The following is a 14,525-nucleotide window of genomic DNA, read 5'->3' on the forward strand; positions in this document are numbered from 1 at the left end:
GCACGTCGCGACAGCGACGTATATTGCGCCCTCAAACCAATCGGAACGCAGGGCCGATGCCGCTTTTCCGGAAGACGGCCATCGGCCGAAATTCCGGCTGCGACGTTTTGGGGCTGGTCGAAAATAGCCTATTTAACTATCGTTTTGTAGTTAGTATAATCGGTCTTCGGAGGCTATTTTCGGGAAAGGGAGATTCACCAATGGCCGTAAAATCATCAATTTCTGATCTCGATGCGCAGATGGAGAAGTTGCGAGAACGTCGGCGAATTCTGATAGTTAAATCGGCGGAGCGGTTTGCCCGCGCGGCGACGAAGTCCGGGCTGGCGGAAATGGAGATCGCCGACGAGGAGGTCGAGCGGATCTTCGAAGAGATCGCCGCTCGATTTCGCAAAGAGGAGAAGAAAGGCACTAGTGCTGCATCTCCTCAAACGCGTCGACCAGCAGTTGATGGCACTGGATCGACGTCGGAGGTTTTACATGACGGCTGACCGCAAGAAGGAAGCACGCGAGAAACTCCTGCTTGGCGGCATCGTCGTGAAGGCTGGTCTGTCGACGGCCGACCGGGCTTTTCTTCTGGGTGGCCTCATCGAACTGGCAAGAGTGATAGCGGGATCGGCCGAACATAGGCGGTTGCGCGATATCGGCAAAGAGGCGTTCAGGCGCCCTTCGCTCAGTCCGTCCACACCGCGCGTCGAGGAGACCGCCGGATGGCGCTGAAGGGTCGATTGCATCCGAGCCTGCTGCTGGTCTTCGTGCCGATCGCCGTAACAGCGATCAGCGTCTACATCATCGGCTGGCGATGGCCGGCACTGGCCCACGGCCTCTCCGGCAAGATCGAATATTGGTTCCTGCAAGCGGCACCCGTGCCGGCGCTCCTGTTTGGGCCGCTCGCAGGACTTTTGACCGTCTGGGCGTTGCCGCTGCATCGCCGGCGGCCAATCGCCGTGGCCAGCCTCTTGTGCTTTCTCGTCGTCGCCGGTTTTTACGCGTTGCGCGAATATGGACGCCTCGTGCCATCGGTGGAGCGCGGCATCGTCACCTGGGACCAGGCGCTTTCCTATCTGGATCTTGTTGCCGTCATCGGCGCCCTGGCGGGCTTCATGACTGTGGCGGTTGCCGCCCGGATCTCCGTCGTCGTGCCCGAGGCAGTCAAACGGGCAAGGGGCGGAACCTTTGGCGATGCCGATTGGCTTTCAATGTCGGCGGCAGCAAGGCTCTTTCCGCCCGACGGCGAGATCGTTGTCGGCGAGCGTTACCGCGTCGACAAGGAAACCGTCCACCAAGTGCCCTTCGATCCGAAGGATCGCAGCACGTGGGGACAGGGCGGCAAGGCGCCACTCCTGACCTACAGCCAAGATTTCGATTCCACCCATATGCTCTTCTTTGCCGGATCGGGCGGATACAAGACGACCAGCAACGTCCTGCCGACCGCACTGCGTTATTCCGGCCCTTTGATCTGCCTCGATCCTTCCACCGAGGTTGCGCCGATGGTGGTTGAGCATCGCACCCGCATTCTCGGGCGCGATGTCATGGTGCTCGATCCGACCAACCCAATCATGAGCTTCAATGTCCTCGACGGCATCGAGCATTCGATGCGAAAAGAGGAGGATATCGTCGGCATCGCCCACATGCTTCTGTCCGAAAGCCTGCGTTTTGAATCTTCAACTGGCTCCTACTTCCAGAACCAGGCGCACAATCTCCTGACCGGACTGCTCGCCCATGTCATGCTGTCGCCGGAATATGCCGGCCGGCGAAACTTGCGCAGCCTGCGCCAGATCGTTTCCGAGCCTGAACCTTCCGTGCTCGCTATGCTGCGCGACATTCAGGAGCACTCGGAATCTGCCTTCATCCGTGAAACGCTTGGTGTCTTCACCAACATGACCGAACAGACCTTCTCCGGTGTCTATTCGACGGCGTCGAAGGATACGCAATGGCTCTCATTGGATAGTTACGCCGCGCTTGTCTGCGGCAACGCCTTCAGGTCGAGCGATATCGTATCGGCCAAAACGGACGTGTTCCTCAATATCCCGGCGTCGATCCTGCGCTCCTACCCCGGCATCGGGCGTGTCATCATCGGCTCTCTGATCAACGCCATGGTTCAAGCCGATGGCGGCTTCAGCCGTCGGGCGCTCTTCATGCTCGATGAGGTCGACCTGCTCGGCTACATGCGCGTGCTGGAAGAGGCACGCGATCGCGGCCGCAAGTATGGCATCAGCATGATGCTGCTCTATCAATCGGTCGGCCAGTTGGAACGGCACTTCGGGAAGGATGGCGCGACGTCATGGATCGATGGCTGCGCCTTCGCCTCCTATGCGGCGATCAAGGCCCTCGATACGGCGCGCAATGTTTCTGCCCAATGCGGGGAGATGACCGTCGAGGTTCAGGGGCGGTCGCGCAACATCGGCTGGGACACGAAAGGCGGCGGCACGCGCAAATCCGAGAGCGTCAATTTCCAGCGMCGGCCGCTGATCATGCCGCACGAGATCACCCAGTCGATGCGCAAGGACGAGCAGATCATCATCGTTCAAGGCCATAGCCCGATCCGCTGCGGCCGGGCGATCTATTTCCGGCGGAAGGATATGGACGAGCAAGCAAAGGCCAATCGCTTCGTGCGGAGTTGACGAGCTTACACGTTCAGCGCCGCCGCCCGAGTTGCGTTGGGCGGRTGCGAGACCCTTGATTCCATCATGGCGGCAATCGATCTTCTCGGGATTATCGTTCTGTGCACCGAGTTCGTACGCAAACGTTAATTCGAGTTTTCAGGGCCTGCTCAACGGAATCGGCTGACCTCCGTGGCCGACTTGCGGCGACGGATGAATTCACGCAGCAGCGGCAGGAAGAAGGCTTTGCTGAAGCGGCCGGTTGGCGGCTCAGGCTCCAGATAGTATGAGTTTCCGACGATGTCGGTATTGAACTCATCGAAGATAATCCAGAGCCTGCGATCAGCATCGAGGCCAGCGCGGCGCTTTTCGATAGCCGGCACTTCCACGGCAAACCGCGACGCCTCCGGCTGCTTGGTGGTAACGGGAAAGAAGAGAACCAGATCACCATCGGGCCGCGGCATTCTCACGCCGACGGCTACCGGCCGCTCCTTGCGTCCTTCCGTCTCTCCACGCCCAGCCTCTCTCGCCCACAGATAAGGATAGCGTATGACGCTTGCGGTCTGGATCAACTCGTAGTTCATGAGCGGCCTGCCTCGTCCTCGCCTGCGTATGCCTCGACGGCGTTTTCGAACTCGGCAACCAGTTCATCAGGCATCGTTTCGATGGTCCCCACGGTACGCCGGTCCGACTGCTTCATCAGCCGTTGGTAGTCTTCGATATTGAGGAGGACCAGTCGGGGCTTATTCCGCTGGGTGATGGTCACTGGATGGCGTAGAGCCTCGGCGATGATGTCGCCAGACTTACGGGAGAGGTCGCTGGTTGAATAGGAACCGCTTGACTTAGGCATATGGGTTTCCTTTGGGTCTCTTAGTTGCTGTATTTGTTGCAACATACAGCATTTACAACAATGTTGCAAATTTGCTGATTTGACGAGTTGCGGCCTTGCCTAGGAGGGAATTGCGGCGTCCAGCAGTGCGCACCGCATGAACGGGGATGCCAGTTCCCAGGGTGATGTCCTAAATAATCGACCGAATTCTTCGTCGGTCAACCTAACCAACGTCGGAAGCCGGATCTCGACTCCACCCTCATCCGCCGTCAAAACGTTGATCCAGTCGCCGCCGTTGATGCGGTACTCATGTGTGTCGAAATCAATTTCTAGCTCGTCCAGCAAATTGATGGTGAAACGCCCGAAAATCTCGTTCTCGCCCTGCATCTGATATTCGGCGAATTCATCCTCTCCGGTGAGAAACCTTCGTTCCAATGCCATCACCATCAGGATCCGAGCGATTGCAGCTTCGAGCCCTTCAATCAGGCGATCATGAAGTTYTTGAGAGAAACCGCTGTTGTAGCCGAAGCGGTTTGCGACGACGACAAGCCCAAAACCGGCAAGCTTGGCGTAGGGCATGAGGTTCTGATCGGTTGTCATAATGTGATCTCCTTCTTGATGACGGAGATCGGCCACTCCCTGGCAAAGAGGGGGGAGACAGTGCCGTCCTTGACGCCGGATTTGCTAGAGTAAAATCGGACGTCAGAGAGAGAAGAGACCCGCGACCCCAAAGGGGTTGCGACCCTTCCGGCGTCAGCCGGCGGGGATCTCGAGGGGAACCCTCACAGGCGGACGGGCCGGTCGATCCGGGCTGGCTGCCTCGGTGTACAGTGAGAAAGAGCCGCCTTACGGCAACTCCTCTCCGGTCTGTTTTGCAAGTTCGGCGCGCGCGGCTTCCAGCTCCGCCTCGATGCGGCGACGCTCCTCAGCGGTCGGCGCTTCCCTGGCTTCAAGGCGCAGTTCCTCGATGGTGCATTCGATGTTGAAGGCGTTTTCGTTCGTCATCGTCATCTCCTTGTTGACGTGAAAGATGACGCCGGCGGTCGTGAGGATCGGGTCGGGTCAAGGTTCGCGTCAGCGACCGGCGGAGCCGGCGCGCGGAGGTGCCAATTTTTCCGCAGCGGAGGGAACCGCAGTGAAGGCAAAATTGGAGGGGCAGCGCGACCTTGAGGCGGCACGGTCCTCATGGCAGACTTGGCGAACTGAGCAGACAATCCACGTTTCGTTTGGCACCGAATACAGGCGGTGGGCAAAGCCGACCGCCTCAGGAGCCGCCACTGCGAAAGCCGGCCCCGATCGCTCGAGGCCGGCTGCTGGTCGTTCAGTTCGGGTTGTTCCAGAGGATAACCTTGCGGTTCGGCTCGCCGCCGGGGGCTTGTGCGAGATTGCCGAAGATTACGCCGATCTCCGGGGCCTCCAGCTTGACCGAGAGGTATTCCTCGCCGGTCAGGCGAGCGATGCGGTTCCAGCCCGCGCCGATCTCGAAGCCGGTCTTACGGTGGATGATGCGGTAGTCGGGTGCTTCATCGTTCGCCTTGCTGGCGTTCGGGACGATGGCGATCGGGGCGTTGACCCGGATGGTGGCGAAGATGCCTTCGAGGGTGCCGTCGCTCTTTGCGGTGAGGGTTGCGATCGTGGTGGCCATGGTACTGTCTCCTTCGGTTGCTCGGGACCATTCCCGATGGCGCCCGAAGAAGGGGCCGAGCCGTWGGCGTCACCGGAGCGCCAGCGCAGGGGAACCCCTTGCGGGTTGACGCTGATGGCGGCCGGTCCCTTAGAAAGGCGGCATGGAGAAAGGGAATGGTCTCACGCAACCGAAGGGCGGGACAAACCATCACGTCAGCCCGGGTCGCGGCTCTACAAGAGGGCTAGGAGCTCTTAGAGTGCCTCGCCGCCATTCTGCGTAAAGCTCTCATCCCGCTCCTAATCACCGCAAGCGAGAGGCGCGCGCCAACTGCCCAATGGTACGTTGCCAGTCGGTGAGATCGGCGCGGGCTGGAACCGCAGCGCTTCCTGCAGGCCGCAGGGCATGCCGGGTGGAGTTGTTAGCTCGAGGGGTCGAACACGTGATCCTTCGTCGACTTGCCCTGGTCCCGGTTGACGCATCCGACAGTATTCCATCGGGAGATCCAACCGTCAGCGCCCGGCCACACCGAGCGACTAGGGCCGGCTTCGTCGAGCGTTCTGCGCCGTCCCAAACGCGCCGACACATCACAAAACGGAATCCATCGGCTGCAAAGGATTCAAAACTCTCGTTGGACAGGATCGGTCCCCACGGGAATGATCCCCGGCATGAGCCGAATGTCGTTCCACCTCTACTGCCAGCGCATTGATGCCAGCCGCGACATGGCGCGCTATTACATGCTCGCGATCCAGCCTACCTTGTTCGGCGAAACCGCGGTCGTGCGCAGCTGGGGACGGATCGGCAGACGCGGCGGCGAGAGGACCGACGTGTTCGAGACCGAACGGGAAGCCATCGCGCATTTTCTCGAACTTGCGCGCCGGAAGCGTCGGAAGGGCTATAGGCCGGACCGAGGCTGCGATGCCATCGGGAATCTGATCTGATCGCGCGATGCATATCCGCGCGTTCGCGTCTTAGAGCAGCGCGGTAGCCGCCCGCGCAAAGGATCGTCACGCCTTCAGGCGCGAACACTGCACCGCAGGCTTCGTGAAGCTGGCTCGCCGGCGCAATAGAGCCCGGTCCGGCGAAAACGCCGGATGCGCCCCTCGGCCCTTGAAATTGATGGCGACACATGACATGTAAGGAACGACAGATGACGCAGGAGAAAGATCATGGCCATCGCCGCAAAAGCACCTTCCTCCGGAGCAGGCGGTGAACTGCAAAAAATTGAAGCACTGCTCGGCGGCTCGCGCATTCTGTCGCGTCGCCTGACCAATGCGCTCGACGCGCATGAGTTGCTTCTGCATGGTCTGCCTGCCTCGGCGCTGGATTACCTTGTCGGCAATCTCGTTGTCATCGCCAAGAATGAGTCCCTCGAAAAGGCGGTGGGCATGAGCTTGCGCACCTGGCAGCGGCGGAAGGACACGCCTTCCAAGCCGCTCAGCCAGGAACAGAGCGGCCGCGCTTGGAAGTTTGCTGAGATCCTCGCAAAGGCAACGGATATCTTCGGATCGCAGGCAGAAGCCGAACAATGGCTGGAGCGTCCCGCGGTCGCGCTTGATCAGCGCCGCCCGATCGATCTTCTCGGGACGCCCGCCGGCGTCGAGCTTGTCGAGGATCATCTCGACCGCCTGGAATACGGCGTCTATGCATGACTCTTTTGCCAATCGCGCTCGGCGGGACCGAACTGGTCGCGTGGCGGCTCGATCAGGTTGTCCATGCGCCGACATGGGATAGCGGGGAAGGCGCCTATCGGGTTGGCGGCCGCTGGAACAGCAAGGGGATTCACGCGGTCTACTGCTCGCTCGATCCCGCGACGGCGATCCTTGAAGTTGCGGTCCACAAGGGGTTCCGGGCGCTCGACACCGTGGCACATGTGATGACGGCAGCTGTCATTGCCGATGCCGGCGATGTCCATGTTGTCGATCCGGGAAGCGTGCCCAATCCCAGCTGGCTGCGCCTGGGCATTCCCGGCGCGGGACAACAAGCCTTCGGAAACGATCTGCTTCGACAGCATCGTTTCGTCGCGATCCCGAGCGCGGTCTCGCCGCATAGCTGGAACCTGATTTTTCTGGCAGGCGGCGCGGCGGGCGCCTATGCGCTGAAGTTCCAGGATGCTTTTGCTCTCGATACACGATTGCATCCACCCACGATATGAACGAGCCCGATTGCGTCGCCGCAACCTGCGACGCGATCTCATTACCATCCGGCTTTCCCCCGCACGAAGGAAAGCGCTCACTTGCCATCCTCCGCGGCTTGCCAGACCGGGAGTCCGAGCCGGCGGGCCTTGTCGGCGCGATTACCTGTGATGCCGGAGCCGGGAAAGATGATAACGCCGGTCGGCATGACCGAGAGCATCTCGTCATTACGACGAAAAGGAGCGGCCTTGGCGTGCTTCGGCCCAGCAGGCGGCGACGCGCTCAGGCCCTTCGGCGAGCCACCCTTGCGCTTCTAGGCGCGCAGCCTCATCTCCAATATACTGACTTTTTTAAGGTAGTATGAAACTGGAGTCCGTGCTACATTTTCGCACCCGGCTCGGCTCAGCAAAAAGTGATTGAGGGCGATGTGCGAAAGTTTCTGATCGGCGAACAGGCGTTCGATGAAGACGCTCCGGAGCTTCGGGCTCGCCTCGAACAGGCTTACACGCACAACGTCCGGCCACTTTGCCAATGCAAAGACCCGCCGCTCCCTATGTACATCGCGCGCGTCGACGCTCTCCATGTCATCAAGCGCATGCCGCTTTCGGGGCATCGTCATCACCCCGCCTGCCCTTCCTATGAGCCGCCCTACGAGCTATCGGGCCTTGGATCCTTGATCGGCAGCGCGATCCATATCGACGCAAATGGGAAAGCCGCCCTGAGGCTCGATTTTCCTCTGACAAAGAAAAGTGTACGAAACACGCCAGCGCTCTCAACGCACGCGTCTGAAGCCGCGCTCCGCAACGAGACGAAGAAGCTCTCGTTGCGCGCCGTCCTGCATTATCTCTGGGAGGCAGGGGAACTTACGGAATGGCGCGCGTCGTGGACCGGCAAGCGCGGTTGGAGCCGGGTGCGGGCAAGTCTTCTCAACGCCGCCTTGCAGATGACCGCGCAAGGGGACCCGTTAAGTGACATCCTGTTCGTGCCTGAAGTGTTTCATCAGGAGGACCGCGAGGGAATAGCGGCGCGGCGGGCGGCTGCGCTTGCTGGTGCCCACGCCTCCCGCCCGGGGCCCCGGAAGCTGATGGTGACCGTGGCGGAGGTCAAGGGGTTCGCCGCAGCCCGCGTTAGCCGGAAAATCGTCGTCCGCCACCTCCCCTTCCCCTTCATAATCGAGGAGGGTACGTGGAAGCGGTTGGGTGCCAGATACGAGACGGATCTCGAGCTCTGGCGATCGAGCGAAGACTTCCATCTTATCATGATTGCGACCTTCGGGATATCAGACACCGGGATCGCATCCATCGAGGAGATCGCCATGATGGTGGTCAACGAGAACTGGATTCCGTTCGAGAGCGTCCATGAGCAACATCTCCTGGAACGGCTTTCAAGGCTGAAGCGAAAGAGCGTGAAAGGCTTGCGTTTCAATCTCTCCCGCGAGCAACCGGTCGTTTCTGTAACCCTGCCGGAACAACGCCCGGCTCCCGTTGCAATGTTCATCGTGCCTCCCGGCGCCAGCGAAGATTTCGAGAATGCGCTGGCTGAGATGATCGACGCAATACCGGAAATCACACCCTGGATCTGGCACGTCACGGAGGGGGAGATGCCGAGGCTCCCCTGAAGCGAAAAGTCTTGATTTGCCTATGCTGACGAGGGGATTTGATCATCAGGCATATGCTCCACACCGACGGCACGGAGGATCGACGGTCTAGTGCCCTAGGCAGAGGGCCCCGCACCGCGCTCGCGAGGCTTTCGGCGCTACAGTGGTCCCCGTCTGCATGGTTGAGGAAGAGACGGCTCACGCCGCCGCCTCCTCGTCGAACTCCGGCTGCAAGGAATGCAGGTAGTCGACGGCCCGCTGCGCATGCGCTGCCGCGGAAAAGATGGCGCGCTTGTCGTTGCCAAGAACCTTAAGCCAGCCATCGAGATAGCTTGCGTGGTCGGGGCGTGGTTCGAGCTCGGGGACGATGCCAAGATCGGCGCAGAGAAACGAGCTGCCGAGTTCGGCAATCAGTTCTTCGCGGGCGCGTTCGCTCCTGTCTTTTGCGTAGCGGCTGAGATCACGATCAAGCCGTCGCGGTGCCCCGGTCCAGTGCGTCATCTCGTGACTGAGGACGGCGACATAGGCGGCATCGTCCCGGAAGGCATCCAAGCATGGCATCTGGATGTAATCACGAATGGCAGCATAATAGGCAGCCGATCCGCCATGCCGGATGAGTGCGCCGGTATTGGCAAAGAAGCGGCCGGCATCGCCGATCCGGCGCATCGGATCCTGGACAGGTGCGATCTCATGAAAGCGGTAAGGAAGACCGGCGATCTGATCGGCGTTGAACACGGTGTAGGTCTTGAGAAATGGAATGTCCTGTTCGATCTCCGTGCCTGTCTCGGTCGTCTCGGTGCGGATGAACGAACTGGCAAAGACTATGGTTGTGCCGGTTTCGCCCTTGCGGACGGCGCCGCCGAGTTCGATTGCCTGGCGAAACGTCATCCAGCGTGATGAGGCAAAGCCGCGGGCGATGGTTTCGGACCAGAGGAGCAGGACATTGATCCCGGTATAGGGTTGGCCATTGTGGCGCAGTGGCCGGCTGACCTCACTTGCCGCCTGTCCCGTCGTCCAGGGCCTGGTCCATGGCCGCACACCCTGTTCGAGATCGGCGATGATCCTGGTGGTGATGCGGCTGTAGATATCGGATCGTTGATTGGATGGTTGCCTGCTCATGTCTGAACCTCCGTTTCGAGGTCGCGGCCATCGCGACCTGCTACGGCGGTCCGAAAGCCGGGCGGCAAGTGCTGCCTGCACCCGCAGGGCCGCAACGCAGTGGAGGACGGCAAAGCCGTTGCCGGCGGCGCGAGCCTGGCAGGACCAGAGCCGGGGCAGGACGCGATGACTGCAATCTTAGTAGGAGGTTTTGACGGAGGCGGAAGTGGCAGATCAGCGAGTCGGCATCATGTCGCTCATATCGCCGATGAACCGCAGCGCAGATCGCTTGCTGGCCGGCCGCGCCAATGACCGGGCGATATCGGCGATGTCATCGCGCGAGGCAGTCGGCATTAGCTGCTAGGAAGCCGCCGTGACCGGGGTCCGCGCCTGTGCCAGTGGTCTGGACTTTCATCTTAGCGACGAGGCATTCTGCGCACTGTTTTCGCCCGCGGCGGCCGGTCGGCTACCAGTCATTCAAGATCAAGGTCGGTCATCCCGCCCTCAGGCGAGGGGCCGATCGGAATCGTGGCCCGCGCTGTTTGGCTCTACTTCCGCTTCAATCTGAGCCTGCGCGATGTCGAGGAAATGATGCTCGATTGCGGGATCGTCGTTTCGCATGAGACCATTCGCCGATGGTGCCGAAAGAACGGCCATTATGGGCGCCGCACACGCCATAAGGCGTCGACTGAAGACGATGTCTGGTATCTCGATGAAGTCGTGGTGCGCGTCAATGGCCAGAAATGCTGTGGAGAGCGTTTGATCAGGATGGATATGTGCTCGATGAGATCGTGCGGTCGCGCCGCAACACCAAGGCGGCCAAGCGCCTGCTGGCGCGACGCCTGAAGAAGCAGGGCATGCTGCCAAAGCGTATGATCACCAACAAATTGCGCTCCTACGGGGCGGCCCTATGACCTTACGAAGTAAGCAACGCACTTAGCGTCGATGTTCCTCCCCTTGAACCAACGCGAACACACAGTCGCTATCGGGACCAGGGATCAATCACTTTCAACCCTGTGGCCGCGAGGGCCGTTTGCGTCGGAGACGTACTCGCGCAGAACAAGCCTCTCAGCCGCCGGCGAAGCCCTCAGGCGGTAGATCTGGACGTCCTCACCGCAAAATTGGAGCGGAGACCGATCACAACGGCACGCGGACCTCACCGCGGCTAGGCAAATCGCGCCGGTCTCTAATCACCTTCTCCGAGGCGTTCCGTGAGAAACAAGTTTCGATCTTTGGCCCTGTGAGATAGACATCACAAATCCAAAAGCGCGCGTTCGGCTTCGAGCGTCGATACCCGGAGTTGCATCATGAAAATCGCGCCGCAGCAGCGGATCTATGTCTGCTTTTTTCTCTTCGCCGTATCACTTGGGGCGCTGCTGTCGAGGATGCCGGATTTGCAGGTGGCGCTTGGCGTCGACAAGTCAGAGCTTGGGTTGACGTTGATAGGGGCTGCGATCGGCGCCTTGATTTCGTTGACATTGTCTTCGCCCTTGATCGCCCGGCTCGGCGCGCGGACGACGGCATTCATTACCGTTCTCGGCACGTCTGCGTTGCTGTCGCTGGTGCCGTGGATCGGTGCGGCTCCGGTCGTGTTCTGTGTGCTCTTCGTCGAGGGGCTGCTTGCCGGGGCGCTGGAGATCAATCTCAACGTCGAGATCGACCGCATTGAAGCGCAGCTGGGACGCGGCGTGATGAACAGGGCGCATGGTTTCTGGAGCCTCGGCTTCTTCGTCACGGCGCTTGTCTCTTCGGTGGTCCGCCAAGCCGGTATTTCGATGCAGCTCCATCTCGCCATGACCTTTGCCGCGGTGCTTGTGCTCGGCATGTGGGCGATTTCCGGCATGCGCAATGCGCCGGCGCGGATCGCGTTGAACGAAGGCAAGGTGCCGCTGGTAGCGCTTCCCACCTGGGGCCTCATGCCGCTCTGCGTAATCGGCATCGCGGCCTTTCTCGTCGAAGGTGCCGGGATCGACTGGTCGGCGATCTACATGCGCGACGTGTTTTCAGCCGAGCCCTTCATCGGCGGACTGGGATTGACACTCTTTACCTTTTGCATGGCGCTGGCGCGCCTGTTCGTCGATCCATTGGTCGATCGGTTTGGCGCGCGGGCCGTCGCCACGATGCTGCTTGTTCTTTCGGCGATCGGCATCTGCGCCGTCTGGGGCGCGCCGCATGCCTATGTCGCGCTGACGGGCTTTGCCCTGATGGGCGCAGGCTGCAGCGCGGTCTATCCTCTCGCCGTCTCGGCGGCGGCCCAGCGCACAGATCGCGCGGCCCATCTCAACGTCGCTGCCCTTGGCCAGATGACCTTCGTCGTCTTCTTCCTGGCGCCGCCGCTGCTCGGTTTCATTGCCGAACATGCGGGCATCAGGACATCCTATCTCGTCTGCCTTCCGTTGATCATCTACGCGCTCTTTTCGGTCAAGGTGCTTGCTACGCGCCGGGCTGCCTGCGACGTCAGCGTTGCGAGCGTTCGGAGGGTCAACGGGTGACGGATCGAGCTGCCGGTTTCGGCGGCTCGATTGGTTCAGCGAAAAGCATAGGCGAGCACGCCGTAGCGGCGTGCTCGGTGCTCCCTTGACATGTATACGTTTGATGTCCGTCCGAGCGGCTGGATGTCATCCCGGCGCAGTTCCGCGTGATCGTCACCCGTCGCCCCTATACGCCTGCCGTGTCTGGATCGATGGTGTTGTTCAGGCTCAGGCTCCTGCAGGATTGATCCAGGCTGGATTGCCGACGGAGACGACCATCGCACATGTCCTAGTGTCCAAGCACGCCGACCCGCTCTATCGGCGAGCCCAGATCAAGGGGCAGCCAAGGCATCGATCTCAACCTCTTGATTAGCAAGGTGCTGCCAAATGACCTGTATGGCATCGCCCAGCTACCACCGTGAAGATGTGGATCGCGCTCCGAACCTCGTCATGTCTCGAGCTGCTAGGCGCCAACTCAATGAGACTTCGCAGGTAGTGGAAAAGGGCGAAAATCGAGACGCTCATCGCGCTTCAGACATTGAGGGGGTTGGGACGAGGATGGAGTGCGCGAGGCAACTGAGCGCCGGTGACGGGCAAGGCGTAAAGAGCCGGAGCAGGAACCACCTGTCCCGACTATCGGCGCGCCTCCATCGTCATCTTTCTGAAATCTCGTGGATGGTTTGCTTGCCGCCTCGATGAGACCGCCATATAACGCGCGATGACGTTTGATTCGAAGATTTTCGTCGGCCTGAGGCCAACGAGCAAAAAATCGGCTCCGCTCCGCGAGCCTTACCAGTCGAAATGCCAGTGGGACGGTTGCGAAAGCGGCGGCACCAATCGTGCGCCCGTCGGGCGAGATGCGGAAGGATTATACCTGGTGTTCTGCGCGCAACATGCGAGGGAATACAATAAGGGATATAATTTCGCGAGCAATCTGTCTGATCCAGTGACCGCCCGCTATCAGAGGGAAGCAGCAAACGGCAGCCGTAAGACGTGGGGGACCCGCGTTGATCAGGCGACAGAGATGCCGCTTCCTTCGACCGTTCGCTCCGGTACGGCAAAAACCCTTAACGCTCGCAAGATTGCTGCTCAACATCAAACAACGAAAGCTGATCTTCAGCGACGTAAGCTCAAGGTATTGGAAGCAAAAGCCTTCGAAACGCTCGGCCTTTCGCAGGACGCGACGTCTGAGGAGATTAGACGACGCTACAAGCAGATGCTGAAGATGCACCATCCAGATGCTAACCGAGGAGATCGAAACTCCGAAGATGAACTCCGGGCGGCAATCGACGCCCATAAGATTCTCAAGTTGAACGGGTTCTGCTAGGCGGGAGGTCTCGTCGCGGCCAGATGGGAGGGCCTGCCGAAGCATGTTGCGACTGCCTTGATGGCCGCTCGAACATTAGCCTCTGCGATTTGCAAGCCAGGCTGGATGGCCGCCTTGCACCAGACGCGGTCACGACCATGCCCGGGCGCGCGCAAGACTATTGGCGCGCTCAATGCCGGGGCACCCGAAGCGCGGCAATATCGGCAACAGGCGTCGCAGACCCGACAGTCCACCGGCTGCCCATGCTAGATGATCATCGCGTCGAGCGGGGGGAACGCGGTTGCCAACAAAGGCCGATCATCATGACTAGCGTGCGAATCCCGAGTAACGTTCTCGTCGCCGTCATGATCGCCTGCGTCGGCACGTGTTACGGCTTCGGCCTCAGCCTGTTTCCCCAGATCATCCCCGACATGCGGAAAGATCTTGCCTTCGACTATGCGTTCGTCGGCACTGTCACCGGCCTAGTCCAGTTTTCCACGGTGGCATTTGCCGTGCTCGGCACCTGGCTCGTCCATCGCATCGGTGCAGCGCGGACGGTGGTGGCGTCCGTGTCGCTCTGCGGGCTTTGCCTGTCGGGCATCCCCATCATCGACAATCTCTATGTTGTTGCCGGGCTGCTGATGGTCGCCGGCGCAACGGGCGCATCGACCTTCGTGCCGATGATTAATCTCGCCTCGCGGGTGGTGGGAGCTGAACAGCGCGGCTTTGCCATGAGCCTGATCTCCAGCGCGCCGGCCTTTGGCGTCCTCATCAACAGCGCACTCGTGGCCGCATACGCCGGAAGCGGCCACTGGCAGATGGTCTGGTACCTCACGGGCGCGGCCACGATTACACTGGCCATTGT

The 14,525-nt window shown here is 60.6% G+C and carries 16 protein-coding genes and 5 pseudogenes; 13 read left to right on the plus strand and 8 right to left on the minus strand.

From position 1 onward, the window contains the following. Positions 1-200 precede the first annotated feature (200 nt). The 3 genes from AC1D1Z_RS17630 to traG are packed head-to-tail and all read left to right on the plus strand — an operon-like array spanning position 201 to position 2,621. Positions 201-488, plus strand: coding sequence for a TraC family protein (locus tag AC1D1Z_RS17630; RefSeq protein WP_018245173.1), 288 nt, complete (start codon positions 201-203; stop codon positions 486-488). After that, a complete protein-coding gene (locus AC1D1Z_RS17635; protein WP_018245174.1) occupies positions 478-717 on the plus strand; it encodes a conjugal transfer protein TraD in 240 nt (79 codons plus the stop codon). The genes AC1D1Z_RS17630 and AC1D1Z_RS17635 overlap by 11 nt, the downstream gene beginning before the upstream one ends. Beyond that, on the plus strand, positions 708-2,621 hold the full coding sequence (gene traG / locus AC1D1Z_RS17640) for a Ti-type conjugative transfer system protein TraG (protein WP_018245175.1): 1,914 nt from the start codon (positions 708-710) through the stop codon (positions 2,619-2,621). Before AC1D1Z_RS17635 ends, traG begins: the two co-directional genes overlap by 10 nt. Positions 2,622-2,770: 149 nt before the next feature. Here traG and AC1D1Z_RS17645 read toward each other — a convergent pair whose 3' ends face one another. From AC1D1Z_RS17645 to AC1D1Z_RS17665, 5 genes and pseudogenes are all read right to left on the minus strand, one after another. Next, complete coding sequence (locus tag AC1D1Z_RS17645; protein WP_018245176.1) at positions 2,771-3,184, minus strand: hypothetical protein; 414 nt, start codon at positions 3,182-3,184, stop codon at positions 2,771-2,773. Further along, on the minus strand, positions 3,181-3,450 hold the full coding sequence (locus AC1D1Z_RS17650; RefSeq protein ID WP_018245177.1) for a type II toxin-antitoxin system prevent-host-death family antitoxin: 270 nt from the start codon (positions 3,448-3,450) through the stop codon (positions 3,181-3,183). Before AC1D1Z_RS17650 ends, AC1D1Z_RS17645 begins: the two co-directional genes overlap by 4 nt. A gap of 52 nt (positions 3,451-3,502) precedes the next feature. Continuing rightward, positions 3,503-4,029 (minus strand): annotated as a pseudogene (locus tag AC1D1Z_RS17655) (hypothetical protein). A gap of 246 nt (positions 4,030-4,275) precedes the next feature. Next, positions 4,276-4,434, minus strand: coding sequence for a hypothetical protein (locus tag AC1D1Z_RS17660; protein ID WP_018245178.1), 159 nt, complete (start codon positions 4,432-4,434; stop codon positions 4,276-4,278). 316 nt (positions 4,435-4,750) lie between these two features. Continuing rightward, on the minus strand, positions 4,751-5,074 hold the full coding sequence (locus AC1D1Z_RS17665; RefSeq protein WP_018245179.1) for a DUF736 domain-containing protein: 324 nt from the start codon (positions 5,072-5,074) through the stop codon (positions 4,751-4,753). Positions 5,075-5,709: 635 nt separating this feature from the next. Here AC1D1Z_RS17665 and AC1D1Z_RS17670 point away from each other — a divergent pair. The 3 genes from AC1D1Z_RS17670 (at position 5,710) to AC1D1Z_RS17680 (ending at position 7,208) form a co-directional block, all read left to right on the plus strand. Next, complete coding sequence (locus tag AC1D1Z_RS17670) at positions 5,710-5,994, plus strand: WGR domain-containing protein (protein WP_018517764.1); 285 nt, start codon at positions 5,710-5,712, stop codon at positions 5,992-5,994. A 228-nt stretch (positions 5,995-6,222) separates the two neighbouring features. Beyond that, complete coding sequence (gene parS / locus AC1D1Z_RS17675; protein WP_018245181.1) at positions 6,223-6,705, plus strand: type II RES/Xre toxin-antitoxin system antitoxin; 483 nt, start codon at positions 6,223-6,225, stop codon at positions 6,703-6,705. Further along, a complete protein-coding gene (locus AC1D1Z_RS17680) occupies positions 6,702-7,208 on the plus strand; it encodes an RES family NAD+ phosphorylase (protein ID WP_018245182.1) in 507 nt (168 codons plus the stop codon). Before parS ends, AC1D1Z_RS17680 begins: the two co-directional genes overlap by 4 nt. Positions 7,209-7,285: 77 nt before the next feature. On the opposite strand, the pseudogene AC1D1Z_RS17685 reads toward AC1D1Z_RS17680, so the two are convergent. Continuing rightward, a pseudogene (locus AC1D1Z_RS17685) lies at positions 7,286-7,492 on the minus strand (hypothetical protein); the annotation flags it as partial. A 123-nt stretch (positions 7,493-7,615) separates the two neighbouring features. Here AC1D1Z_RS17685 and AC1D1Z_RS17690 point away from each other — a divergent pair. After that, positions 7,616-8,806, plus strand: a complete 1,191-nt coding sequence (locus AC1D1Z_RS17690) for a DUF1173 domain-containing protein (RefSeq protein WP_026188652.1) — start codon at positions 7,616-7,618, stop codon at positions 8,804-8,806. 177 nt (positions 8,807-8,983) lie between these two features. Here AC1D1Z_RS17690 and AC1D1Z_RS17695 read toward each other — a convergent pair whose 3' ends face one another. Further along, the gene (locus tag AC1D1Z_RS17695) at positions 8,984-9,904 is read right to left on the minus strand and encodes an ArdC family protein (protein ID WP_018245186.1); all 921 of its coding nucleotides are present in this window, start codon (positions 9,902-9,904) and stop codon (positions 8,984-8,986) included. 205 nt (positions 9,905-10,109) lie between these two features. On the opposite strand from AC1D1Z_RS17695, the gene AC1D1Z_RS17700 reads away from it, so the two are divergent. Then, positions 10,110-10,247, plus strand: coding sequence for a hypothetical protein (locus tag AC1D1Z_RS17700; RefSeq protein ID WP_155256964.1), 138 nt, complete (start codon positions 10,110-10,112; stop codon positions 10,245-10,247). Between the two features lie 131 nt (positions 10,248-10,378). After that, a pseudogene (locus AC1D1Z_RS17705) lies at positions 10,379-10,791 on the plus strand (IS6 family transposase); the annotation flags it as partial. Positions 10,792-10,914: 123 nt separating this feature from the next. Here the strand turns inward: AC1D1Z_RS17705 and AC1D1Z_RS17710 are convergent. Continuing rightward, positions 10,915-11,024, minus strand: a pseudogene (locus AC1D1Z_RS17710) (DUF4105 domain-containing protein); the annotation flags it as partial. A gap of 166 nt (positions 11,025-11,190) precedes the next feature. Here AC1D1Z_RS17710 and AC1D1Z_RS17715 point away from each other — a divergent pair. The 4 genes and pseudogenes from AC1D1Z_RS17715 to AC1D1Z_RS17730 form a co-directional block, all read left to right on the plus strand. Beyond that, complete coding sequence (locus AC1D1Z_RS17715) at positions 11,191-12,375, plus strand: MFS transporter (RefSeq protein WP_018245188.1); 1,185 nt, start codon at positions 11,191-11,193, stop codon at positions 12,373-12,375. Between the two features lie 110 nt (positions 12,376-12,485). Further along, positions 12,486-12,688 (plus strand): annotated as a pseudogene (locus AC1D1Z_RS17720) (IS66 family transposase zinc-finger binding domain-containing protein); the annotation flags it as partial. A gap of 384 nt (positions 12,689-13,072) precedes the next feature. After that, complete coding sequence (locus AC1D1Z_RS17725) at positions 13,073-13,681, plus strand: J domain-containing protein (RefSeq protein ID WP_018245189.1); 609 nt, start codon at positions 13,073-13,075, stop codon at positions 13,679-13,681. A 302-nt stretch (positions 13,682-13,983) separates the two neighbouring features. After that, on the plus strand, positions 13,984-14,525 hold a 542-nt coding region (locus AC1D1Z_RS17730), incomplete at its 3' end, for an MFS transporter (protein ID WP_477851405.1).

The sequence above is a fragment of the Rhizobium sp. P1_E1 genome, assembly GCF_056406015.1.

Coding starts and splice junctions, on each gene's coding strand:
- AC1D1Z_RS17630 (WP_018245173.1), top strand. CDS start 201: ATGGCCGTAAAATCATCAATTTCTGATCTCGATGCGCAGATGGAGAAG.
- AC1D1Z_RS17635 (WP_018245174.1), top strand. CDS start 478: ATGACGGCTGACCGCAAGAAGGAAGCACGCGAGAAACTCCTGCTTGGC.
- AC1D1Z_RS17645 (WP_018245176.1), bottom strand. CDS start 3,184: ATGAACTACGAGTTGATCCAGACCGCAAGCGTCATACGCTATCCTTAT.
- AC1D1Z_RS17650 (WP_018245177.1), bottom strand. CDS start 3,450: ATGCCTAAGTCAAGCGGTTCCTATTCAACCAGCGACCTCTCCCGTAAG.
- AC1D1Z_RS17660 (WP_018245178.1), bottom strand. CDS start 4,434: ATGACGAACGAAAACGCCTTCAACATCGAATGCACCATCGAGGAACTG.
- AC1D1Z_RS17665 (WP_018245179.1), bottom strand. CDS start 5,074: ATGGCCACCACGATCGCAACCCTCACCGCAAAGAGCGACGGCACCCTC.
- AC1D1Z_RS17670 (WP_018517764.1), top strand. CDS start 5,710: ATGATCCCCGGCATGAGCCGAATGTCGTTCCACCTCTACTGCCAGCGC.
- parS (WP_018245181.1), top strand. CDS start 6,223: ATGGCCATCGCCGCAAAAGCACCTTCCTCCGGAGCAGGCGGTGAACTG.
- AC1D1Z_RS17680 (WP_018245182.1), top strand. CDS start 6,702: ATGACTCTTTTGCCAATCGCGCTCGGCGGGACCGAACTGGTCGCGTGG.
- AC1D1Z_RS17695 (WP_018245186.1), bottom strand. CDS start 9,904: ATGAGCAGGCAACCATCCAATCAACGATCCGATATCTACAGCCGCATC.
- AC1D1Z_RS17715 (WP_018245188.1), top strand. CDS start 11,191: ATGAAAATCGCGCCGCAGCAGCGGATCTATGTCTGCTTTTTTCTCTTC.
- AC1D1Z_RS17725 (WP_018245189.1), top strand. CDS start 13,073: ATGACGTTTGATTCGAAGATTTTCGTCGGCCTGAGGCCAACGAGCAAA.